Source organism: Acinetobacter pittii ANC 4050 (assembly GCF_000399685.1).
Classification (GTDB): domain Bacteria; phylum Pseudomonadota; class Gammaproteobacteria; order Pseudomonadales; family Moraxellaceae; genus Acinetobacter; species Acinetobacter pittii_E.
Map to the genome: position 1 here is coordinate 873,330 of NZ_KB976987.1, position 24,064 is coordinate 897,393.

The window sequence follows — 24,064 nt, forward strand, 5'->3', positions numbered from 1 at the left end:
AGATGGAGCTTGCCATTAAAGCTGATCAGGACTGTGTGGTTCAGGAAGTTTTAATGAGTGCAGGTAAGCAAGTTAGAAATATGGATTTGGTTTTAACATTAAGTTAGAAATACAAGGTATATTTTTAATTCAATAAACTAAGAAGCTCTCACGAGAGGGCTTCTTAATATATTTTTAAAAAAGTAACATTATATTTTCTAAAAATACAAATATTGTTTATTCATTAGATTATGAGAGTTCGCTCCCTATCAACTCAGGTGTATGGAGCATGTTAGTTTTTATATAAATAATAAAAATTAAATTTTTTTGCTTTACGGCAATGTATAAAAAATACGCCGTTTCCTATATATCATAAGGGTTTTAGCTTTTTCTAAATTCTCATCTCGTAAAGCTACGTAAAACAAAAAGTAATTTTGTTGGACGACATTTATCCTTAATTTACCTAAAAACTATATATAGAAAGGCTTTGAGTAAGTTTTGCAAGTTTGAGTTTGTCAAACTAGGTCAAACAAAAAATTAGAAGATGAAGCAAATAAAATTTTATATTGGAAGTATGCTCAGAGATGAGTTGGTCTTAATAGATTGATTTTATAACCCTAACTTCTTCAATATTGCATCGGCAATCATGAGATCTAAATGAGCGCCTCCACCATTTTTAAAAACAGTGATATCTTTTTGATTTCTAAAAGTGTCAGAACTACTATTTACCAACCTATATAGATCACCTCGAATATGATCTCGTGAGATTTTTCCATTCGCAATTGGAATGACAATTTCTCCAATATTCCAAGTAGTTTCAAGATTATCTACATAGAGCTGAGATGCTGCGATTAATTGATCATCAGCTTCACGCATTTCAGGGGTAAAAGCACCAATTAAGTCGATATGAGTTCCTGAGCGAATCCAGTCTGCTTTTAAAATTGGTTGTTGTGCCATAGTCGCTGAAGAAACAATATCAGCAGTTGATAAAGCCAACTGTAAATCTGAGGCAGCAACAACTGGCACAGATAATCCATCTAGTTTTTTAACGAGTGCTTGAGATTGATTTAAACGGCGAGACCAAATTGATATTTTTTTAAGTTGGGGAAATAAAGCACTGTAGGCATTTGCAAGATTGTGAGCAACGCGACCTGCTCCAATGATTACTAGATGCTTACTATCGGGACGAGCGAGTAGAGTAGCCCCTAATACAGAATCAGCAGCAGTTTTCAGATCGGTAATAATGTGGCTATCAACCAAGCCGCGTAAAATACCATTTTCAGAAGAATAAACTGCGACCACTCCATGAGTATTAGGAAGCCCTATACTCGCATTTCCATTGAAGACAGACTCAGCTTTTATTCCATAGCCCAACCCTTCAATTCTTGCCATGCGATTTAACAACATGCCATCTTTAGGGCCTATGAGTGAGTCGTGCAGAGTTGCTTTGGGTTTTTCATGACCTAAGCGTAGTGCCTCAATAGCTTCATGCCAATTTAGAATATCTTTAGCTTGATCGTAGTTTAAAAAATTCATTAGACCTTATATTCCCTCAATAATGGAAAATGTTCTTTCCATTGCTTTTAATGCAAGCTCCTTAGCTTTTTGGTACTTTTCACTGTAATAGCAATCTTGAGCAATTTGGTAAGAAGGGAACTCCAAAATAAGTACTCGTGCTTTTTGTGGGCCTTCTACAAAGTCGGAAGATTTAGTGCCGCCAATAATTTGAGCATTAAACTCATTTGCTATTTCAGTCCAAGCATTTGCATATTTTTCCATAGAGATTTGGTCAGTAATTTCCTGACACTCGATAATCCAATATCCTTTAGGAACACACATCTCTTAATTCCTTTTATGAATTTTCTATTAAGGTTTTTTTTGCTCAGCAGGGAATCTCGCTTCGAATTCAGCTCTTTTATATGCTTCATATGATTCTTTACTTATGATGACAGCCGACCCTCTACCTCTACGAGTAATTTCAACGGGTTGGCCACCAATAGCTTTATCCATAAGCATAGAAAGTTGCGCTCTAGCATTAGAGTAATTCATGCTATCCATAATTATGCTCCATGATATTAAATGGTTAATTGTGACTAAATTTAATTTCGGTCATTTCGCTTTAATTAAGCAATAAATCCCTATTTAAGAACTACTTCTCTCTTAGTTGACAAGAAGGTTGAATTTGTTCTTTTAAGCGAATACTTTTGCGCTTCGAAGCAGCTTTAAAACGGCACTGTTTTAAGGCTGTATCTAGAACCAACTTCGGGACTACACGTGGTTTACGATCTTCATCAACAGCAATCATGGTGAAATAACAACTGTTAGTATGGCGTATAGTACGTTGCTGAATATTTTGTGATTCAACCCTAATACCTACTTCCATAGAGGTTGTACCTACATGATTAACTGTGGCCAGAAAAGTTACTAATTCCCCTACATGAATTGATTCTTTAAAAATAACTTTATCGACAGATAAGGTAACAACATAACTACCTGAATAACGGCTCGCGCAAGCATAGGCCACTTGGTCTAATAGTTTAAGAATCGTTCCTCCATGAACATTGCCAGAAAAATTTGCCATATCCGGAGTCATGAGGATAGACATTGTTAATTCTGACTGGTCATCTTTATTAAGACCAAAGTGACTTACCACAGCAATTGACCAATATTAAAAAAGATTAAAGTATCAAAACATCATTCTAAAAATAGAAATATAAAAAAAAGGTCAATTTATCTCATAAAAATGATGAAGTGGAAAAACATAAATATGAAGAATATGACATAGGTATAGAAATATAAGATTAGAATAATTTTACTTAAATTAAAAAGATTATGTTTTTGATTTATATTGAATAATTTATTAAAAGTATAAATTTTTTAATAAAATTCATTTTGTCGACTTTTAATAGAATGTCTATTTTGTCCTAAAAATTGCCCATTTTTTTATATGCAAGACATAGAAATGAGATCAAAAATAATAAGAAAAGGACGTTAGGAATTTATCATGGAAAGAATAGGTTCAACACCGGCTGATGACAATGGATGTGCTTGGTTCCACTTAAGCCCAAATCGATTACCGAAATCTCCATTGAATGGAAGAATAGAGGCTGATTGGGTCGTTGTAGGGGCGGGGTTTACAGGTTTATCCGCTGCTAGACAACTTGCCTTAAATTTTCCTAACGATCACATTGTTCTTGTAGAGGCACAAGAGGTTGGGTATGGAGCTTCTGGAAGAAATTCAGGTTTTATGATTGACCTTCCTCATGATATTGGAGCCGCAGATTATATCGGTGATATCAAAACAGCTGGTATGCATTTAAAGCTCAATCTGGCTGCGCAGAATATTATTAAAAGGTTAGTTGCCGATTACAATATTGATTGTCAACTTGAGCCAGCGGGCAAGTACCAGGCTGCTGTTGAAAAGAGAGGTCTAGCAGTTCTTGAAGCGTATAAAAGTGGTTTAGAAAAGCTTGGTCAAGTGTGTGAGATTATTGAGGAACAAGATATTCCAGCTCATTTAGGTACGCATTTTTATAAAAAGGCACTTTACACACCAGGGACTTTGTTAGTACAGCCAGCGGCAGTGGTAAAAGGTTTAGCCAATAACTTACCAAGTAATGTGACTTTATATGAGTATACGGCCATTACATCTGTTGAATATGGAAAGAAAATTCAATTGCAAACAGATCAAGGTTCAATCATTGCGAATAAACTTATATTAACAAACAATGCATTTGCTTCCCAATTTGGCTTTTTAAAAGGTCGATTACTTCCTATTTTTACCTATGCCAGCATGACTCGTGTGCTGACAGAAGAAGAGCAATTAGCTTTGGGCGGGAAAAAAACATGGGGCATTATTCCTGCAGATCCGTTTGGAAGTACATTGCGTCGTACACCAGATAATCGTCTATTAGTGCGTAATAGTTTTAGTTTTAATACTGACGGACGCAGTAAACCTCATCTTTTATCTCGTGTAGCACAGAGACAAAGGCAGTCATTTGAAAATAGATTTCCAATGTTACCTCAGGTTGAATTTGAATATACATGGGGTGGATCTATGTGCTTATCCAGAAACCATGAATCATTTTTTGGCGAACTAGCACCGAATGTTTATGGAGCACTTTGCTGGAATGGCTTAGGGACAACTAAAGGAACTATTGCAGGAACATTATTAGCAGATTGGCTTGCAGGTGAAAGAAATGAACTTATCGATTTCTTAATTTCATCACCGGGACCAAATGCGAATCCACCTCAACCATTTTTATCACTTGGCGTAAACCTTAACTTAATGACAGGGCAATACCGAGCGGGAAAGGAAAGTTAGGTTTTCAAATATCAGTTAAGACTTGTTAGATCATGATGTTAATGGTCTTGGAAGATTATTTTTGAAGAAAGCTGTTAAGGGATAGATAACAGTTTTATACCGTGTAGGTAAAGGAGTTTATATGCGTAATAAAATACCTTTAGAGGAAGTTCCTTTAAATAAGTTTCATAAAAAACTAACCATTTATTCAGCTGGTGGGCCATTTTTAGATGGTTACGTGTTGAGTATTATTGGTGTAGTAATGCTTCAGATTTCTTCAGCGTTACATCTCACCTTATTATGGGAAGGGCTAGTCGCGGCATCCGCACTTGTTGGTATTTTCTTTGGCGGATTTCTAGGTGGTTGGCTTACTGATAAAATTGGCCGTAAACTACTATATATTTTAAATTTAGTCATTATTGTTGGCTTATCAGTTGCACAATTCTGGGTAGAAACAGCACTAATGCTGGTTGTATTACGTTTCCTCATCGGTGCCGCAGTGGGAGCAGATTGTCCTATTGCTACTTCTTTATTAGCAGAATTCTTACCACGAAAAAATCGTGGTCCTCGGCTTTCAGCTTTAGTAACAGCATGGTTCTTAGGCGCAGCGGCAGCTTATATTATTGGTGAGTTGATTTTGTCTGTGATTGGACCCGATGCTTGGCGTTGGGTACTAGCGAGTGCACTTATTCCTGGCATCCTATTCTTAGTTGGACGCTTAGGTACACCTGAGTCCGCAAGATGGTTAATTAGTCAGGGACGCACAGCAGAAGCAGATAAAATTATTAAGAAAATTTACGGTAATGAATACTCTGTGAATGATTTACCAGAACAACAAGTTGATGAGAAGAATAAAGTTTCTATCACATCTTTGTTTCACTCTGGCTATGGTAAGCGTACTCTATTTGTTGGGCTTTTTTGGACTTGTTCAATCATTCCCTTATTCGCTATTTATGCATTCGCGCCAAAAGTTATGTTGGCTTTGAAACTAACAGGCGAAATGGCGAAATGGGGAGCTGTCGCTATCACAGTTTTATTCTGTGTTGGTTGTACTGTTGCTACGTTAACGATTAATACCGTAGGCCGTAAGAGAATGTTGTCACATAGCTTCTTTTGGTCTGGTTTAATGTTACTTTTACTCGGACTTTTCCCAAGCGCATCTCCTGTCATTATTCTGATTTTATTTGGTGGTTATGCAGTATTTATTGGTGGCGCTCAAGTCATGCAATATGTTTATCCAAATGAATTATTTCCCACAGAAGTTCGTGCTACAGCAGTTGGATTAGGCACTTCATTATCACGGATTGGTGCAGCTGCAGGCACTTATTTTGTACCTTTGTCTCTGGCACATTGGGGGATTGGTACCACAATGTTGATTGCAGCAGCTATTAGCTTGGTTGGATTATGGGTAACTCGAGCATGGGCTCCGGATATTGATGGTGTAGATTTACATCAAGCCGCATCTCTAAGTAAGAACTAAGTTATTTAATCTAAATCACCTTATTTAAAATTTATAAAACAAAAAGTTAGCTTCTTAAAGGAAGAGGCTAGTAGAGGTTTTTTGTCCTCAAAATTTGAATAAGGTGAATTTTGCTTGAGATAAGGCAGATATTCCCATGAAAAATAAGATTCCTTTAGAGGATATTCCTTTAAATTCCTACCATAAAAAACTGACCTTTTACTCATCGGGTGGTCCATTCCTAGATGGTTATGTATTGAGTATTGTCGGGGTCGTAATGATGCAAATGACAGATGCATTATCTCTTACGACTTTTTGGCAAGGAATGATCGCGGCTTCCGCATTAATTGGTGTATTTCTAGGTGGGTTTTTAGGTGGATGGATTACTGACAAGTATGGCCGAAAAGTTCTTTACTTAATTGACCTTATCGCGATTATTGGCTTTTCAGCTGCTCAATTTTGGGTTGAATCAGCTTTTATGCTTTTCATTTGGCGATTATTAATTGGTGTCGCTGTTGGAGCGGACTACCCAATTGCTACGGCTTATCTTGCAGAGTTTTTACCACGTAAAAATCGTGGACCAAGATTAGCAGCAATGGTTATGGTTTGGTTTTTGGGTGCAGCGGTTGCCTATGCTGTCGGAGAGCTTACATTAACATTTGGTGGAGATGAAGCTTGGCGCTGGGCTTTAGCGAGTGCCGTGGTACCGGGTGCACTATTTTTAATGGTACGTATGGGGGCTTCTGAGTCACCACGATGGTTGCTTAATAAAGGTCGAGTTGCTGAAGCCGATGCAGTCATTAAAAAAGTATATGGCCAAGAATACTCTCATGCTGATTTATCAGAAAATATTGGAAATCAAAATTCTAATACTTCGGTTTGGTCATTATTCCATTCAGGATATGGCAAACGCATGTTATTTGTTTCAATTTTCTGGACATGTGCAATTCTGCCTCTTTTCGCAATTTATGCATTTGCTCCTCAAGTATTACAGGCTTTAGGGCTGACTGGCGAACTTGCTGGTTGGGGAGCAGTTGCTATTACTTTCCTATTTTTCGTTGGGTGCTTATTAGCAACATTATTAATTAATGCTATGGGCCGCAAAAAGATGCTTTTTCATAGCTTCTTATGGTCAGGAATAGCTTTATTTCTCTTAGGCGTATTCCCTCAAGCCTCTTCCTTCATTGTGTTGTGTCTATTTGGTGCATATGCCGTATTCATTGGTGGGGCACAGGTCATGGAATATGTTTACCCCAATGAACTTTTTCCAACTGAAATAAGAGCTTCTGCCGTTGGGCTTGGGACATCTATCTCAAGAATTGGAGCAGCTATTGGTACTTATTTATTACCTTTTGCTTTAACAAGCTGGGGAATAGGCACCACGATGATCGTTGCCGCAGTAGTTTGCTTTATTGGGGCGTGGTCAGCTTGGGCATTAGCGCCAGATGTAGATGCTTTAGATTTAAATCAGGCTGCAAGCTTGGGAAATCGTAAATAATTTTTTATTTAAATCAGTCTAAAGACTGTATAGGGAGATCATTATGAACAATCAACTCGTTGTAGTACGTCAAGCAGAAAGTGCTGTATTAGGCGTGCCAGCACCAGCAAAACTTCCGGTAGGTGAGTTAATTGCACAGCAGAGCACTGCACAAGATCAAACTTCTGAAAGTATTGCTGCAAGTATTGGTGTATGGGAAAGCTCGCCAGGTAAGTTCAAGCGTCATATCGCAAACCGTGAGTTTAGCCATATTGTTAAAGGCTGGTGCATTTTTACTCCAGAAGGTGGAGAACCGGTAGAGCTACGTGCAGGAGATGCAGTTTTATTCCCAGCAAACTGTGAAGGTGTATGGGACATCAAAGAAGACTTTAGAAAGACTTATTGTATTTTTTGAGGCATAAATGATGACAGATATAAAAAGATTTCATAGCGGAGCTCGTGCTAGTCAGGTTGTTGTAAGTGGCCAACATATCGAAACAGCTGGGTTAGTTGCTAAGTGCACGGATAAAGGAATTGCAGAACAAACCCGTTGTGTATTAGATCAACTTGAACAGTTAATGGTTGATATAGGTGCAAATCGTAACCAAATTACCCGTATTCAGATTTGGCTAGCTAATATGGCTGATTTTGAAGAAATGAATAAGGTCTATGATGCATGGGTAAGTGAAATAGATAAACCTGCACGAGCTTGTGTTGGTTCGCAACTTGCTAGTCCTGAATATTTAATTGAAATTCAGGCAACAGGAACGTTTTAGTATTCCACTAAATGTTTGAAAAGCACCTTTCTCATTTCTGAGAAAGGTGCTTTTTTATGAAAATAAAAGGTTAGTTATGGAACGATTAACATTAGAAAGTTTACAAGAACAAGTATATGACGTTGTAGTTATTGGTGCAGGCGCTGTTGGATGCGCATCAGCCCGAGAGTTGGCTGCACGAGGTTACCGTACTTTATTAGTTGATAGAGGTGATATAGGTGCAGGAACTTCATCACGTTCAAGTCGTATGTTGTATTCTGGCGTAGGTTATCTAGCACCAGATTTTCCTCTATGGCAAATACCTTTCCGATTTATAGCATTATGGAAACGTTTTCTCTATGCACGCAATATTATGCATTGTCGAGCTGAGTTAGTTGCTGACATGCCTCATCGTTTGACCAAACATTCATTTCATTATCCATTTAGAAAAGGTGACCGTTATCCTCATTGGTTAATCGATTTTGGTTTTCGCTTGATGGAAACGCTTACTAGTCGTGGAGTTCCATTAGCCTATTGTAAGGTATCAGCTGCTAGAGCAGCCAAAAAGAGTGCGATGGTGGCTAGTTTGAGTAAGCCATTACCTAATGTTGCGATATTTGAAGAGTATATGTACGATTGGCCTGAACGTATCTGCGTAGACACAGCATTAGATGCTGAGCAAAGAGGAGCACATATACGTACTTATACGAAAGTAAATAAAATAGAACGCTGTAATGAAATTTGGGAAATTACTTTAGATGACCAAGCGCCCGGTATGGATGGGCAGGTACAGATAAAAACACGATCAATAGTGAATGCTGCTGGCCCATGGGTTGACCGAGTATTGGGCGGTGGTAAAAAAGAAGAAAATCGAGTACTAGGACGAAAAGGTGTTAATGTCATGGTGCGTTTGCCAGATGAATGGCGTGGACAAGGCTTAGAAGCATTTTCTAGCAAAGGTGAACCTTTCTATGTTTTTCCATGGCGTGACTATCACTTTATCGGACCAACTGAATCTCTGGTTACCGATGATCCCGATAATATTCATGTATTAGATTCTGAAATTGACTATATATTGGGTGAAGCTAACTTTTTGTTTCCAGATCTAAAATTATCACGAAAAGATGTGAAACATTGTTGGTGTGGGGTTAGGCCCATGTCAACATTAGATGGTAAAACAGTTAGTTTACCTGTGCGTGCTATTACGGATTCAGATATGCCCGGATTGATAACGATGACAGGGTCATACATTATGATGCATCGTCATGCTGGACGATTGGCTGCTCAATCTATTGAAAAATGTCTAGGCAAACGACTTGCACCAGCAAAAGGAATGATCTTCAAGGCTAATAATGCCAAAAGTGAAAAGGATATTAAGCAAATCATTATGAAAGAACATGTTGTACGTCTTACTGATTTGATTCGCAGGCGTTTGAATGATGGATTAAATATAGATTTGGGGTTTGATCGTGTTGAAGAATTATCAATCATAGCCGCAAAAGTTTTAGGTTGGAGTGAAGCACGGCGTTTGGAAGAAGTTGCTTATTTTAAAGAAGATACCCACCGTGTCTATCGAAAAATAAATTCCTAAAATCATGAGGCTTTATAAAGGGCATAATTAATAATATTGCCCTTTACTTTATTGAAAATTAATTTAATCGTTCAACTTCATGACGTCGTTTTCTATAAGAGAATGGTGTTTCGCCGTATTGTTTCTTAAACCAGTAAATGAAGTGTGAAGCATCGGAAAACCCACATTCTATTGCAATAGTAGTTACATAAGCACTCGTATTTGCCAACAATTTTCGGGCATGATCGAGTCTTAAACGTCTCCAATAATTAGCAGGAGATTCATTCGTATTTGCTACAAATACACGATGCAATTGTCGTGGACTAGTTTGAGCATGTTCTGCTACTTCTTTTAAAGTAACATGAGCACTTAAATTTTTACTCATAAAATCTATAGCACGGGTAACTGTTATATTTTCATAAGTGTCTGGTTTATCGATATCTGGGCTTTCTTGTGTTTTAGGTGGCTTTTCTCCATTTATTAAAAGATATTCCAAACCTTTTTGTGCACGTACATCCCCACAATGTTGTCGAATTAAATTTGCTGCCAAGTCAATTGCTGTCCCACCTGGACAAGTAAAAACACCCCGGTCTTCAACATACGTTTTATCAATAACAGCTATGGCTTTTGGAAATCTCTGAACAAATTCGTCTCTAATCGTAAAATGAATTGCACATTTATGTTGATCAAGAATACCTGCTTTCCCTAAAACAAAGCTTGCGGAGCATAAGGCAATGATAGGAATTTTAGCTTTATGAATTTCTTGAAGTGTATCTAATAAGCCTTGCGGGGGTTCTCGGGTTTCACTTAATAAACCACCAGCAAGAATAATATAATCATAATTCTTCTTTAAATTTTCTAAATTAAAGTCAGTAGTAGGCTGTATGGTAAGGCCACAACTTGCAACGACTGGAATATTGTTGAAGGTCATCCAGTCCCATTTACAATAAATTTGTAAGCTACGAAAAGACTTATCTGCTGCAAACCGTAATGATTCAACTAGTCCAGTCACTGGAGCTAAAGTGAATTTGTTCATCAGGATAAATGCAACTCGCATATCTGGATTAATTGCAGAGGATGCTTCTTCAGGATCTAAAATTTCTTCATAAGCATGAGCAGATACATTTTTCATATTTTCACCGTCAAGTTCCATGAGAGCAGTGGGCAACAGTTTGAAGCTGTCTCTTTTATTATATATTTCTTTTTTATGAAAACGAAGACAAATTTGTTTTGTTTTTTATTTATAAATATTTGTTTTAAATAAATAAATTAAGAGATTAGGGCGGTTTCCCTAATCTCTTCTTATAAATCTTTTAGTATAAAAATTAGGTCTTATTCAGCCCAGATGTCACCTACAGTAAAACCTTCAGTAAATGGATCATCTGGATCTAATACATAAGTATTTAATCCATAAATCCAGCTTGTTCCAGTAATTGTTGGGACAACTGCTTTTTTATCGCCCACCATTGTTTCTTCGACTAAACGTCCTGTAAATACATTGCCAAGAATACCTTGGTGACGGAAATCTTCATCAATTTTAAGCTGACCTTTAGCATGTAAAATAGCCATTTTTGCACAGGTACCCGTTCCGCAAGGGCATCGGTCAATTGCACCTGTCCATGTCTGAGGATCATCCCATCTTAAATCGCCAGATGCTACGGTCACTGCATTTTTCCAGTCAGCATCTGGGCTATCAGTAGGCCCTGAAAGTTGTGAAATCGTAATTCCTACACCAGGATAGTCGGGATGTGAAACAGGCAGCTGCTCGATTGCTGCTTGTCGGATCATCGCAGAGATGCGTGCAATTTCAGCACCATGTTCAGGAGTTAACTGAATATGTGGGAACTGACGTACATCGGCAATAACATAGAACATGCCACCCCAACCAACATCGACAGTTACTTTACCTAAATTTGGAACATCAATTTCTGCATCAAGATATGCAGCAAAGGCAGGAACGTTTTTGAAGGTAACGTTTTTTACTTTACCATCTTTACATTCAGCTTTGATTTTGATTAAACCAGCTGGAGCTTCAAGAGTTAATTCGGTTACAGGTTCTTTCATAGGCAACATTCCCATTTCAAGTAGTACTGTAGCTACTGAAATAGTGTTACCACCAGACATAACAGGATATTCCACCTGTTCCATAATAATATAGCCAGCATCCGCATCTGGATGGCAAGGTGGGACAATGACATTACAGCATAGAGGAGGATAACCACGTGGTTCACGTAACATCAATTTACGGAACTGGTCATCATTATCTCTTAGCCAGCACATTTTTTCATAAACGGTATTACCCGGAATATGAGGAACACCGCCTGTGACAACACGCATTGGTTCACCAGCGTGAGTGTCTACAGCATGGAAAGTTCTTTTAAATGCCATTTTTGTCTTCCTTTGAATATATTCAAGTGTTTTAATCACCTTATAGGTAATTTTCACAACTCGAAAAGTTACAATTCCTTTACTGTTACCAAGAATATGCTTTTAGCTCATTTATACGATAGTGACATTCGGTCTTTTTTTAGGAGATTTAGGCCATTTTGTTCCTTTTATATTCGATAAAGTAATTACTAATAAATAAGAAAAATTTAAAAGAAAAAATTCTTAATTTAAGATACTATTATTTTTAAATTTATATAATCCATTAATTTATATACATAAATGGAGTTTATATTTTTTTATTAGTATAAAAATAAGTTTGCCAACACTTCCTAATTATTGTCATTTTCTTGATATCGCATAAATCATCTCATGTCCAAAATCTTATACAGCAAAACAAATTTTAATGAGGCGAATTATGTACCGTGGATTTTGGTATGCAGAGGCGTTAGATCGTGAAAGTGCACTTTCTCCGGCCTTACAAGGAAACGTTAAAGCCGATGTTTGTATTATTGGTGGAGGCTATTTAGGGCTATGGTCAGCAATTCGGCTTAAAAAAGCTCACCCGAATATGACGATTGTGGTTATTGAAAAAGATCGTTGTGGTTCAGGTGCAAGTGGTCGTAATGGCGGTTTTGTTAATAACTGGTGGCCAAAATACTTATCTTTAGTTGAAATTTGTGGTGAGAAAGAAGCACGTCGCATCTGTGAAGCTGCTGAGTCTGCTATTGATGAGATGGGAGAGTTTTGTCGCGAACATAATATCGATGCGCAATTCCGTAAAGATGGTTTGTTATGGACTGCTAGCAATAAACGCCAAATGGATTCATGGCTTGGTTTAACCAGAGAACTGGATAAATATAACGTTAATCCATTTAAAGTAATTTCTAAAGAAGAAGCACAGCGCCGTTCAGGTTCAAAACGGATGTTAGGCGGTGTATTCGATTCAAATGCAGCAACGATTCAACCGGCTTTCTTAGCACGTGGTTTACGCCGTGTAGCAGTTGAATTAGGCATTATTATCTATGAAAAAACTCCGATGACACGATTGGAGCGTAGTGAACGTCCAGTCGTACACACCGAAAAAGGTAAGGTTGAGGCCAATAAAGTTGTTATTGCAATGAATGCATGGGGAGCACAATTCCCTGAATTACGTCGCATGATTATGGTGATGTCGAGTGACATGGTAGCAACTGCACCTGCTAAAGAACGCTTGGATGAGCTTGGTTTTAGTGGTGGGGAGTGTGTTATGGACTCACGTACTATTTTGAATTATTGGCGAAACACTCCACAAGGCCGCATTGTTTTCGGAAAGCCATTAGGCGAATTTGCTTACGGCGGAAAAATTGGTGACCTTTATGAAAAACCATCTCCAGCTGCTGCAGGTGTTGAGGCTGAGATGCGTTCGTTCTATCCAGAATTAGAAGATATTCCTGTGGTAAGCAGTTGGACTGGGCCGCTTGATCGTGCAATGAAAGGTTTACCTAACTTTGGTCATTTAGGTGGCCATAAAAATATTATTTTTGGTATTGGCTTCTCTGGAAATGGCGTAGGTACAACTGTATTCGCTAGTCGCATCATTAAATCATTAGTAGAAGATGCCAATGATGAATGGGCAAACTGCGGTCTAGTCGAGCAAAAAATGAAGTTATTGCCACCTGAGCCATTCTGTTATATCGGAGCGCATTGGGTTCGTGATGCCTTAGTAAGAAAAGAAACATTGGAAGATCAGGACCGAGATGCGGGCCCAATCACTAACTTTTTAGTGAGTTTGGCACCTGCAGGTTATGCGCCTAAGAAAAAGTAAGAATCGGTAACGAATAAATACATCAGGAATGGATGAGAAAGATGAAGCATCATATTGTTTTTTTGGATAATGAAGGCATTGGACCGACGGTTAAATTACCAGAGTTTCCATTTCCGCATACTTGGGCAAGTTACCCTTATACAAACCCTGAACAAGTAGTTGAGCGTCTAAAAGATGCAACGATTGTGATGACATGTAGTGTCCCATTACGTAAAGAACATCTATCACAATTGCCAAATTTAAAAATGATTTCTTTGGCACTTACCGGAACAGATGGCGTTGATCTGGATTATTGTCATGAACATGGCATTGTAGTAACCAACGTCCCAGCATATGCGCAAAATACGGTAGCTGAACATATCATGGCGATGATTTTTACTTTAATGCGTCAGACCTCTAGCTATCATCAACTGTTAAGTAAAGTCTCAAAAGGTGAGGCTGAACCGCAGAATATTTATTTTGATTACCGTATTCGAGATGTGCGCGGTCAAATTCTAGGCATTATTGGCCATGGTGCTATTGCTAAACGATTAGCTGAGTTAGCAACAGCTGTAGGGATGAAAGTTCGTTTCTTTGATCGAAATGGTAAATACCAAGGAGACGAATTCTTCAGTTTTGAAGAAATTTTATCTCAGAGTGATGTGGTGTCGTTATGTTGTCCACTTACTAAAGAAACTAAAGACCTGATCGGTTCTGCTGAAATTGCCCTAATGAAGGATGATGCAATTTTAATTAATGCTGCTCGTGGTGGCATCGTAAATGAACCAGCACTCATCGAAGCAATTCAGAATAAACGAATTGGTGGTGCTGCCCTTGATGGTTCAGTAGAAGAACCGATTCAGCCTCATGATCCTTTATTTCAGATTATTGACTATCCGAACTTTATTTTAAATCCACATGTTGCATGGAGCAGTGAAGATGCCATGCAAACACTAATTAACCGTACCGTTCAAAATATTATTGATTTTGCTCAAGGTAAAACACCCGCTTCTGTAGTCAAAAAGGAAGAATTATGTCAAGCGTAATGAAGACCAGTTATGTTAATGGCGAATTCGTTGTTTGCCAAGGTACAGAAGATATTCTGGAAAATATTAATCCATCTAATCCGAGTGAAATTGTTGATCGTTTTGCTCGCGCAGATGAAGCTTTAACTCAGCAGGCAATTGCTGCTGCAAAAGCGGCCAGTAAAGAATGGGCAAACAGTAATCCTCAATTACGTGCAGATATACTTGATCGTATTGGTACTGAAATTTTAGAACGTCGAGAAGAGTTAGCTAAATTGCTGTCTTTAGAAGAGGGAAAAATCTTTAAAGAAGCATTAGGTGAAGTTGATCGAGCAGGGCGTTCTTTTAAATTCTACGCACAAGAAGCATTACGCGCGGTGGGTGAAAAATATAATTCAGTACGTGATCAGGTGGGTATTGATGTTTATACCCAAGCTGTCGGAGTGGTGGGAATTATCAGTCCGTGGAATTTTCCAATTGCGATTCCTGCATGGAAAATAGCTCCTGCATTATGTTTCGGAAATACAGTCGTGTTTAAGCCTGCAGAGCTTGTACCTTCATCTGCCTGGGCTTTAGCAGAAATTATTTCTCGTTCTGGTTTACCTGCTGGTGTATTTAACATGTTAATTGGACCAGGCCGTAAAGTTGGCGATACCATTATTCGTTCGCCAGATGTCAATGCGATTACTTTTACGGGTTCTGAAGGTACAGGACGACAAGTCGCTGAAATTGCAGCTTCGCGTTTGGTCCGTGTTCAACTTGAAATGGGTGGAAAAAATCCTTTAGTTGTACTAGATGATGCAGATTTAGACACAGCAGTAGATGTTGCATTACAAGGTTCATTTTTCTCAACTGGTCAACGTTGTACAGCAAGTTCACGTGTCATTGTTACAGCTGGAATCTATGAGTCATTCATTAAACGTTTAGAAGAAAAGACTCGGTCATTAAAGATTGGCAATGCTGCAAAAGCAGAAACTGATATTGGTCCAGTTGTTGATTCTAAACAGCTCAAACAAAATCTCACTTATGTACAAGCAGGTTTGGATGAAGGTGCAACGTTACTTTGTGGTGGTGAACATCTTCAAAGTGAAGAAGGTGGCTTTTATTTTACCCCGGCAATATTTACCGATGTGACACCGGAAATGCGAATTTATCGTGAAGAAATTTTCGGTCCAGTATTGTGTGTGTTGAAAGTTGAGAATTATGAAGAAGCTTTTGCCGCAGCAGAAGATACACCATTTGGTTTGTCGGCGGGTATCGTCACAACTTCATTGAAATATGCTGAAGATTTTAAACGCCGTTCATCCGCAGGTATGGTGATGGTTAACTTGGCCACAGCAGGCGTTGATTACCATGTCGCTTTTGGTGGAAATAAAGGCTCAAGTCTAGGACCTCGTGAACAAGGTACTTATGCAAGACAGTTTTTCACCAAAGTTAAAACAACATATCAACTTGCATAGAGCAGTGAACGAGACTTCTTATTCAACTCCTTTGAGCTCTGAATAAGAAGTCACCAAAACTAAGTGTTTCAGCTTAGCGTTGGATTCGAATGAATACCATGACTATCTCAGAGGCGATTTAGGATGAATAGCTTTTTATTATCTCCAGATGTACTTGATGCATTAAAAAATATTGTTGGTGAAAACCGCGTAAAAACTGATGTGGATAGCCTAGAAAATTGGGGTAAAGATCATACGAAATATTTTGCTCCACATGCCTCGGCGATTGTATTTCCTTCATCAACAGAACAGGTACAGGCAATTGTTAAGCTTGCTAACCATCATGGAATTGCGATAACCCCGTCTGGTGGTCGGACTGGGTTATCGGCAGGTGCGGTTGCTCATAATGGGGAGATAGTCATAAGTCTGGACAAAATGAACCAGATTTTGGAGTTTTTCCCAGCTGATAGAATGGTCCGCATTCAAGCTGGTGTAGTGACAGAACAATTGCAAGATTATGCAGAAGAGCAGGGTATGTATTACCCAGTAGATTTTGCTTCAGCAGGTTCAAGTCAACTGGGTGGAAATATTGCAACCAATGCTGGTGGAATCAAAGTTATTAAATATGGCATGACGCGTAATTGGATATTAGGTCTTACAGTTGTTACTGGAAAAGGCGATATCCTTCGGTTAAATAAAGGCATGATCAAGAATGCTACAGGCTATGCTTTACATCATTTATTTATTGGTGGTGAAGGTACGCTGGGTATTGTAACGGAAGCTGAAATTCGTCTTGATCGCCAACCCCAAGATTTACAAGTATTGGTACTTGGAGTGCCTGATTTTGAATCAGTCATGCCAATTATGCATGCCTTTAGAAAGGAAATAGATTTAACAGCCTTTGAATTTTTTAATGATTTGGCTATGCAGAAAGTATTAGATCATGGACTAGTACAACGTCCATTTGAAACTTCTTGTCCTTTCTATGTGTTGTTAGAGTTTGAAGCTCCATATGAGCCTGTAATTGATAAAGCTATGCAAATTTTTGAGCATTGTATGGAACAGGGATGGGTTCTGGATGGTGTTATGAGCCAATCTCTAGAACAGGCGCAAAATCTATGGCGTTTAAGAGAAGATATTTCTGAATCTATCTCGGCATTTACACCTTATAAAAATGACATTTCTGTTTTGATTACCCATGTACCAGATTTTATTGCTGAAATTGATTCTATCGTAGCAGACAATTATCCAGATTTTGAAACATGCTGGTTTGGCCATATTGGTGATGGGAATCTTCATTTAAATATTTTAAAGCCAGCAAATCTAAGCAATGAAGATTTCTTTGCAAAATGTGAAATCGTCAACTCATATGTTTTTGAGGTGGTAAATAAATTCGATGGTTCTATATCTGCTGAACATGGAGTCGGTATGACAAAGAAACCTTATCTTGAATTTAGTCGAAGTGAGCAAGAAATTGAATATATGAAAGCGCTTAAGAAGGTTTTTGATCCTAACTTGATTATGAACCCTGGAAAACTATTAGATTTCTAATAGGTTAGTTCAAAGTTAGTTGGAATATATTCAACATTTTTCTGTGACTTAAATTTTATCTAGTTGCAAGTTGGCTTTTATTAGAGTCAAAGGTTTTTTGCACCTTGAATTTAGTTCGTAACTAGATAAATTTTTTAAATATCATCGGTTTGATTAAGTGAAGCAAGGTTCTTTTCAAACCGATTGGTCGGAGATTATATGGAACACATCGAACGTGAATCGATGGAGTTTGACGTTGTCATCGTAGGTGCAGGACCTGCAGGTCTATCTGCTGCGATTAAGATCCGTCAATTAGCGATTGAAAAAAACTTACCCGATCTTTCTGTTTGTGTAGTTGAAAAAGGCTCTGAAGTAGGTGCGCATATCTTGTCTGGTGCTGTGCTTGAGCCACGTGCCATCAATGAACTTTTCCCGAACTGGAAAGATGAAGGCGCGCCTTTAAACGTACCTGTAACTGAAGACAAAACATTCTTCTTACTTTCAGACACCACCTCAAAAGAAGTACCACACTGGATGGTTCCTAAAACCATGCACAACGACGGTAACTATGTGATCTCGTTAGGTAACGTGGTTCGCTGGTTAGGTCAAAAAGCTGAAGAGCTAGAAGTTTCGATCTTCCCTGGTTTTGCTGCATCTGAAGTGCTTTACCATGAAGACGGTACTGTAAAAGGGATTCAAACTGGCGACATGGGTGTTGGTAAAGATGGCGAACCAACGCATAACTTTACCCCAGGTTATGAACTTCACGCTAAATATACTCTCTTTGCTGAAGGTTGCCGTGGTCATTTAGGTAAACGCCTGATTGCGAAATACAACCTTGATAAAGATGCTGATCCTCAGCATTACGGTATCGGGATTAAAGAGCTTTGGGAAATTGATCCAGCAAAACATAAGCCGGGCTTAGTGATGCACGGTGCAGGCTGGCCTTTAGCGGAAACAGCTTCTTCTGGTGGCTGGTGGTTATACCACGCTGAAAACAACCAAGTTACTTTGGGTATGATCGTGGACTTATCTTATGAAAATCCACACATGTATCCATTTATGGAAATGCAGCGCTGGAAAACTCACCCACTGATTAAACAGTATTTAGAAGGTGGTAAGCGTATTTCTTACGGCGCACGTGCGGTAGTGAAAGGCGGTTTCAACTCATTGCCTAAACTAACTTTCCCAGGTGGATGCTTGATTGGTGATGATGCAGGTTTCTTAAACTTTGCAAAAATCAAAGGCTCACACACTGCCATGAAATCAGGCATGTTATGTGGTGAAGCTGTATTTGAAGCCATTGCTGCCGGTGTAGAAAAAGGCGGTGACCTTGCGATTGCACGTGTTACTGAAGGCGAAGATTTATTCGTTAAAGAATTGACTTCATACACTGACAAATTTAACAACAGCTGGTTAAAAGAAGAGCTTTATAACTCTCGTAACTTTGGCCCAGCAATGCATAAATTTGGTCAATGGATGGGTGGTGCATTTAACTTTATCGACCAGAATGTCTTTAAAGTACCATTCACTTTACATGACTTGAAGCAAGACTTCGCTGCATTGAAAACTGTTGATGCAACAAGCTTTAAGCCAAACTATCCAAAACCGGATGGCAAGCTTACATTTGACCGTTTGTCTTCTGTGTTTATCTCAAACACTGTTCATGAAGAAAATCAGCCAGCTCATTTAAAGCTTATCAACAATTCTATTCCTATTAATGTCAATTTGCCTAAATGGGGCGAGCCTGCACAGCGTTACTGTCCTGCTGGTGTTTACGAGGTTATGGAAAATGATGATGGTTCTAAATGCTTTCAGATTAACGCAGCGAACTGTGTTCACTGTAAGACCTGTGATATTAAAGACCCATCTCAGAACATCACATGGATAGCGCCAGAAGGCGGTGGTGGTCCTAACTATCCAAATATGTAGAGCTATATCAACTCTTCATTTTAATTTTTTAGGTAACCATAGTCCCTAAGGGGGCTATGGTTAAAAAACACATTCAGAATTATGGGAAATAAGTTTCTGAATGAAGGAAAAATTTAGTTCTTAACATGGATGAAACAATGAAAAAAGTATATGTAAATATAGGTATTAGTCTCTGTACTGTAGGTCTTTCAGTTCCAGTTTTTGCTGGAGTGACCTTCGGTGATCCAAAAACTGAACTGGGGGCAGTCACAGTTTCGGGAACTTTACGAGCCAACTATCAAGATAAAGATTATGGTGAGTCTGCTTCTGATCAAAAGATTAAGTTCGATGCGGCAATTCTAAATGTGGCTTATGAATCACCAGACTGGTTTGGTAAGGTCCAATATCGTTGCTATCAATACGATAAATTTTGCGATTTCTCGACTCTTGTACAGGCCTATGCAGGTTACCGCTTAAATGCGACCGATAATATTACGGTCGGTTTACAACCCATTCCTTTTGGTCCGGGTCGCTATTGGGACACTAGTTTCTATGCGGGTATTAACAATACTATGGGGCTGCAAGACGCTTTAGATTTAGGTGTGAACTATCACTTTGAAATGCCGACTGCGACCAAAGTTGATCTCGCATATTTCGCAACTGACGGTGGTAACTACCACGGAACAAGTAAAGACTCTGCGCGTTATACCGCCAATGTCGTTACTTCATCTGATCCACTTAAAACCAATCTAAATGAAAAAAACATGTGGATGGCTCGTGTTGATCAAGACCTTAAGTTTTTAAGTACAGATGATTTAAAAGTATCGGTTGGGGGAAGCTACTGGTATTCAGATATTGAAAATAAAAAGATATCTGCAGATGGAAATCGAAACACATGGGCTGTGTTTAACCGCATTAATTATAAAAACCTGAATGTGGTACTGACAGGCGGAAGACAGACTATTAGTAACAAAGATGCCTTAAGTCCAGCAAGCTCTACTTTTGGTTCGTTTGATGGTGAATATGACATTGCCAATAAAGGCTATTTCTACACCGTAGACACGAGCTACACCTTTAAGAATGTAAAAGATTCACTCAACGTCACGCCTTATGTAGTGTTCAGTGGTTTCAATAAGAAAGAACAAGGCTTTGACGACTCACAGCGTAACATCGTGGGCGTGGCATGGGACTACAAAAATGTTTCGCTCTATACCGAATATTTAATGAGTAAAAACGACCCATTTGTGGGTGGTACTGGTAGCTCACTTGCAGCGGGTGATGATGGTAAGTGGAACAAGCTCTTAAATGTGATGTTGGTTTATAACTTTTAAAAAACTCTTAAATCCGCCAAAGAAGAGAGATTTTAAATTATAAAAATCTCTCTTCAATTTTGGGGGAGAGGACTAACAATGCCAAATGTGAATAAAAACTATGACTGGTCATATGGCATTAGTTTTTTATCGATACTTTTAGCCGCATTTCTATGGGGAACTTCAGGAACAGTTGCATCTTTTTCAAAAGGTTTAAGTCCTATCGCTATTGGAACAATTTCACTAGGATTTGGGGGCTTAATCCATGCATTTATATCTATTTCTTTAATTAAAAAGAATAATCATCTTTTAAAGCAGCATAAAAAAATATTGTTTATTGGTGTAATAGCGACCACAACCTATCCCTTGGCTTTTTATTCTTCTTTATCTTTAGCAGGAATTGCAATTGGAACGGTTATATCTATTGGAAGCGCTCCATTATTTGCTGCTTTGTTAGAGTACTTTTGTGATCAGAAAAAATTATCTGCTAAATGGCTCATTAGCTTTATTTTAGGAGTTATAGGGATAATATTTTTAACTTTGGGAGATGGAGAGCATAAACAGGTAACTGATCAGTTCAACCAAATTGTTGGGATATTTTTGGGTGTAATCGCAGGTATCACATATGCAATTTACTCTTGGATTGCAAAGAAGCTGATAGGTCATGGAATTGATGCTCGAGCAACCATGGGAATTGTTTTTGGAATAAGTGCACTCATTTTATTGCCTACTTTATTTTTTACAGGTAGCAATCTTTTAAATTATTCAATTAATTGGGGAGTAGCTGTTTATCTAGCTGTTATACCCATGTTTTTAGGATATTTTTTATTTAGTGTGGGGCTCAAGAAAATTGCAACAAGTAAAGCAATTACTTTAAGTCTATTTGAGCCATTTGTTGCCACGTTATTGGCAATATTTGTGGTGGGAGAACATCTCTCTTTGATGGGCTATTTAGGGCTCACTTTAATCTTCATATGTATCTTTTTATTAGTAAAAGCTGAATAGGGCTCAGGAAATGAATATGGTATCAAATTCGAAGCAGATTTTAATTGTGAAGTTGGGTTCTACTTTTCCAGAATTGAGCAAAAAGCTAGGCGATTTCGAAGACTGGATACAGGACGGTATAGATAATAAAAATTATTCTACCAAGGTTATAGATGCTAAGAGTTTACCAATACTTCCTGAGCCATCCTTATTTATAGGAATCATTTTAACGGGATCTAGTGCAATGGTGACAGATAAAGAAGAATGGAGTGAACGTCTAAAACCTTGGTTAATTAAATGCATGAATCAAAAAACGCCTATCTTAGGTATTTGCTATGGTCATCAATTGCTTGCAGATACATTTGAAGGAAAAGTGGAGAGCAGACAAGATGGAGTAGAAATCGGCACGGTACTCATTACTCGAGGTTTAGCTTCACAAAATGATCCATTATTTAAGCACTTACCTATTGCTTTCCCAGCTCATACAGTGCATTGGCAATCCGTTTCAAAGTTGCCGCTAAATGCAATTTTATTAGCTTCTTCTCAATTGGATAAACATCATGCCTTCAGGATTGGAGATAGAACTTGGGGTGTTCAGTTTCATCCTGAATTTTCTGAAGTAGAGATGAATTTCTATATTAATGAATATAAAGAGGTCATCCAGAAAGAAGGAAAAGATGTTTTATCTTTGCTTAAAAATATAACTTTTACGAGTAGTGCTAGAACTATTTTGAAAAGGTTTGGAGAAATATGTGATAGCAAATTTTAATTGTCTTTAGCATCTTAAATGCATTAAAAATATGTTGAACAAAATTAAGTTTAGCGAAAGATACAAGTTATCGTTTGCTTCGTAGATTATTGACTTTGTTGACCATCGAAGGCTGACCCGACAAATCCGAAACATATCGGTGCGTCGATGCCGGGCATGATCAGTTCAGTACCTGTGAAACTGGGACAGTCTGTCAAGAAAGGCGATACTTTATTTACCATTGAAGCGATGAAGATGGAGCTTGCCATTAAAGCTGATCAGGACTGTGTGGTTCAGGAAGTTTTAATGAGTGCAGGTAAGCAAGTTAGAAATATGGATTTGGTTTTAACATTAAGTTAGAAATACACGGTATATTTTTAATTCAATAAGCTAAGAAGCTCTCACGAGAGGGCTTCTTAATATATTTTTAAAAAAGTAACATTATAATTTCTAAAAATAAATCTATAGCGGAGTAGGCAAATTAAGCACGACCTGAGCATCGTCAATAACATCTAAGCGGAGAATTCTTGAGGCACCTAGCTCATTTAGCAATGTAGTTAAAGGTCCCTCATTTCTCTCGAGTTGAACATTCTTTGGGAAAAGTTTTTGAGCGAAAGAAAGAATGTTGGACTGAACTTCTGTTTGATGCCATTTCCCATCAACAACATGTAACATAGTGGCTTTGTTGATATGTGTTTCAGAAGTGACATGTTTTAAAGTTGGTACTAAGGTTTTCAAGCTTAAATCTAATTTTCCATTAACATCGAAAATTTTAGCTTGAACCTCTTTTGAACTAATGTTGACGTCAATTTTAGTCAGCCATTTTGGTAATTGGTAACCATATACACCGCGAACTCTGGCAATTTCCGTATCGACAGGTAAAGCTAAAACATGCGCATAAAAATGACGTTGACGCATCGATTTCATCAACTCTGCAATATGTGGACCACGAGCATTAGGTTGACGTACAACAATCGCAATCGACACTTCGTTATAAGGGTCGTTATCACAAACTGAATAGGTAAAGAACGTAACAGCGACCAACCCATAACCCGGAAATGGTTGTAATGGAGTTAAAGCCGCAGGAAGTTTTGCCTTAATGAGCTTAATTGGAGCAAGCATTAAAAGCTGTACATTTGCACTACGATAATAAAAGTTGGGTGCCCAGACAGGACCTACACGTGACTCTACAATTTTTTTAGGAATATGGCGGAAAAAATCGATGTTGCCCGCAGCAGGGTCTTGAGCGACTTCGTTTAGATCAGGGTTCATTCTAAAACGGTCATAATAACCATCTTTGGGTACTTTGACTTTTTGTTGCCCAAATTCAACCTCAGTAAACTGTTGTTTTATATTCATGAGAGTTCACCTTTAATATTTAATGACCGAGTAGCTACTGTTGT

General features: G+C 38.2%; 22 protein-coding genes. 15 read left to right on the forward strand and 7 right to left on the reverse strand.

Annotation, left to right across the window (positions count from 1 at the left end; translation table 11 throughout):
* Nucleotides 1–588: 588 nt before the first annotated feature.
* The 4 genes from F931_RS08010 to F931_RS08025 all read right to left on the reverse strand — a co-directional run bounded on the left by F931_RS08010 (nt 589) and on the right by F931_RS08025 (nt 2,584).
* Entirely contained in the window at nt 589–1,515 is a 927-nt protein-coding gene (locus tag F931_RS08010) for an ornithine cyclodeaminase family protein (RefSeq protein ID WP_016140878.1), read from the reverse strand.
* Nucleotides 1,516–1,521: 6 nt separating this feature from the next.
* Nucleotides 1,522–1,818 carry a DUF1330 domain-containing protein gene (locus F931_RS08015; protein ID WP_016140879.1) on the reverse strand — a complete coding sequence of 99 codons (297 nt, stop codon included), beginning with the start codon at nt 1,816–1,818 and terminating at the stop codon, nt 1,522–1,524.
* Nucleotides 1,819–1,845: 27 nt separating this feature from the next.
* On the reverse strand, nt 1,846–2,037 hold the full coding sequence (locus F931_RS08020; protein WP_016140880.1) for a type II toxin-antitoxin system Phd/YefM family antitoxin: 192 nt from the start codon (nt 2,035–2,037) through the stop codon (nt 1,846–1,848).
* Nucleotides 2,038–2,128: 91 nt separating this feature from the next.
* Nucleotides 2,129–2,584, reverse strand: a complete 456-nt coding sequence (locus tag F931_RS08025; protein ID WP_050567590.1) for an acyl-CoA thioesterase — start codon at nt 2,582–2,584, stop codon at nt 2,129–2,131.
* 399 nt (nt 2,585–2,983) lie between these two features.
* Here F931_RS08025 and F931_RS08030 point away from each other — a divergent pair, with 399 nt between their 5' ends.
* From F931_RS08030 to F931_RS08055, 6 genes are all read left to right on the forward strand, one after another.
* On the forward strand, nt 2,984–4,303 hold the full coding sequence (locus F931_RS08030; RefSeq protein ID WP_016140882.1) for an NAD(P)/FAD-dependent oxidoreductase: 1,320 nt from the start codon (nt 2,984–2,986) through the stop codon (nt 4,301–4,303).
* A gap of 121 nt (nt 4,304–4,424) precedes the next feature.
* Nucleotides 4,425–5,762, forward strand: coding sequence for an MFS transporter (locus F931_RS08035; protein ID WP_016140883.1), 1,338 nt, complete (start codon nt 4,425–4,427; stop codon nt 5,760–5,762).
* A gap of 136 nt (nt 5,763–5,898) precedes the next feature.
* Nucleotides 5,899–7,239, forward strand: a complete 1,341-nt coding sequence (locus F931_RS08040; RefSeq protein WP_016140884.1) for an MFS transporter — start codon at nt 5,899–5,901, stop codon at nt 7,237–7,239.
* A 43-nt stretch (nt 7,240–7,282) separates the two neighbouring features.
* Complete coding sequence (locus F931_RS08045) at nt 7,283–7,633, forward strand: cupin domain-containing protein (protein ID WP_016140885.1); 351 nt, start codon at nt 7,283–7,285, stop codon at nt 7,631–7,633.
* Nucleotides 7,634–7,640: 7 nt separating this feature from the next.
* A complete protein-coding gene (locus F931_RS08050) occupies nt 7,641–7,994 on the forward strand; it encodes a RidA family protein (RefSeq protein ID WP_016140886.1) in 354 nt (117 codons plus the stop codon).
* Between the two features lie 76 nt (nt 7,995–8,070).
* The gene (locus tag F931_RS08055) at nt 8,071–9,564 is read left to right on the forward strand and encodes an FAD-dependent oxidoreductase (protein WP_016140887.1); all 1,494 of its coding nucleotides are present in this window, start codon (nt 8,071–8,073) and stop codon (nt 9,562–9,564) included.
* 58 nt (nt 9,565–9,622) lie between these two features.
* On the opposite strand, the gene F931_RS08060 is transcribed toward F931_RS08055, so the two are convergent.
* Nucleotides 9,623–10,696, reverse strand: coding sequence for a GlxA family transcriptional regulator (locus F931_RS08060; protein ID WP_016140888.1), 1,074 nt, complete (start codon nt 10,694–10,696; stop codon nt 9,623–9,625).
* A 179-nt stretch (nt 10,697–10,875) separates the two neighbouring features.
* Nucleotides 10,876–11,931: a proline racemase family protein gene (locus tag F931_RS08065; protein ID WP_016140889.1), complete on the reverse strand. Its 1,056-nt coding sequence runs from the start codon at nt 11,929–11,931 to the stop codon at nt 10,876–10,878.
* A 415-nt stretch (nt 11,932–12,346) separates the two neighbouring features.
* On the opposite strand from F931_RS08065, the gene F931_RS08070 reads away from it, so the two are divergent.
* From F931_RS08070 to F931_RS08110, 9 genes are all read left to right on the forward strand, one after another.
* Nucleotides 12,347–13,735 (forward strand): NAD(P)/FAD-dependent oxidoreductase, encoded by a 1,389-nt coding sequence (locus tag F931_RS08070; protein WP_016140890.1) that lies wholly within the window; start codon nt 12,347–12,349, stop codon nt 13,733–13,735.
* Between the two features lie 41 nt (nt 13,736–13,776).
* On the forward strand, nt 13,777–14,760 hold the full coding sequence (locus tag F931_RS08075) for an NAD(P)-dependent oxidoreductase (protein WP_016140891.1): 984 nt from the start codon (nt 13,777–13,779) through the stop codon (nt 14,758–14,760).
* On the forward strand, nt 14,748–16,199 hold the full coding sequence (locus F931_RS08080) for an aldehyde dehydrogenase family protein (RefSeq protein ID WP_016140892.1): 1,452 nt from the start codon (nt 14,748–14,750) through the stop codon (nt 16,197–16,199). The genes F931_RS08075 and F931_RS08080 overlap by 13 nt, the downstream gene beginning before the upstream one ends.
* Before the next feature lie 123 nt (nt 16,200–16,322).
* On the forward strand, nt 16,323–17,729 hold the full coding sequence (locus F931_RS08085; RefSeq protein WP_016140893.1) for an FAD-binding oxidoreductase: 1,407 nt from the start codon (nt 16,323–16,325) through the stop codon (nt 17,727–17,729).
* A gap of 183 nt (nt 17,730–17,912) precedes the next feature.
* Entirely contained in the window at nt 17,913–19,640 is a 1,728-nt protein-coding gene (locus F931_RS08090) for an electron transfer flavoprotein-ubiquinone oxidoreductase (RefSeq protein ID WP_267283352.1), read from the forward strand.
* A 137-nt stretch (nt 19,641–19,777) separates the two neighbouring features.
* The gene (locus F931_RS08095; RefSeq protein WP_016140895.1) at nt 19,778–20,950 is read left to right on the forward strand and encodes a hypothetical protein; all 1,173 of its coding nucleotides are present in this window, start codon (nt 19,778–19,780) and stop codon (nt 20,948–20,950) included.
* A gap of 78 nt (nt 20,951–21,028) precedes the next feature.
* Nucleotides 21,029–21,934 carry a DMT family transporter gene (locus F931_RS08100; protein ID WP_016140896.1) on the forward strand — a complete coding sequence of 302 codons (906 nt, stop codon included), beginning with the start codon at nt 21,029–21,031 and terminating at the stop codon, nt 21,932–21,934.
* 10 nt (nt 21,935–21,944) lie between these two features.
* Nucleotides 21,945–22,682, forward strand: coding sequence for a glutamine amidotransferase (locus tag F931_RS08105; RefSeq protein WP_228681257.1), 738 nt, complete (start codon nt 21,945–21,947; stop codon nt 22,680–22,682).
* Nucleotides 22,683–22,829: 147 nt separating this feature from the next.
* On the forward strand, nt 22,830–23,021 hold the full coding sequence (locus F931_RS08110; protein ID WP_016140898.1) for a biotin/lipoyl-containing protein: 192 nt from the start codon (nt 22,830–22,832) through the stop codon (nt 23,019–23,021).
* A 102-nt stretch (nt 23,022–23,123) separates the two neighbouring features.
* On the opposite strand, the gene F931_RS08115 is transcribed toward F931_RS08110, so the two are convergent.
* Entirely contained in the window at nt 23,124–24,020 is an 897-nt protein-coding gene (locus F931_RS08115) for a hypothetical protein (protein ID WP_016140899.1), read from the reverse strand.
* Between the last annotated feature and the right edge of the window lie 44 nt (nt 24,021–24,064).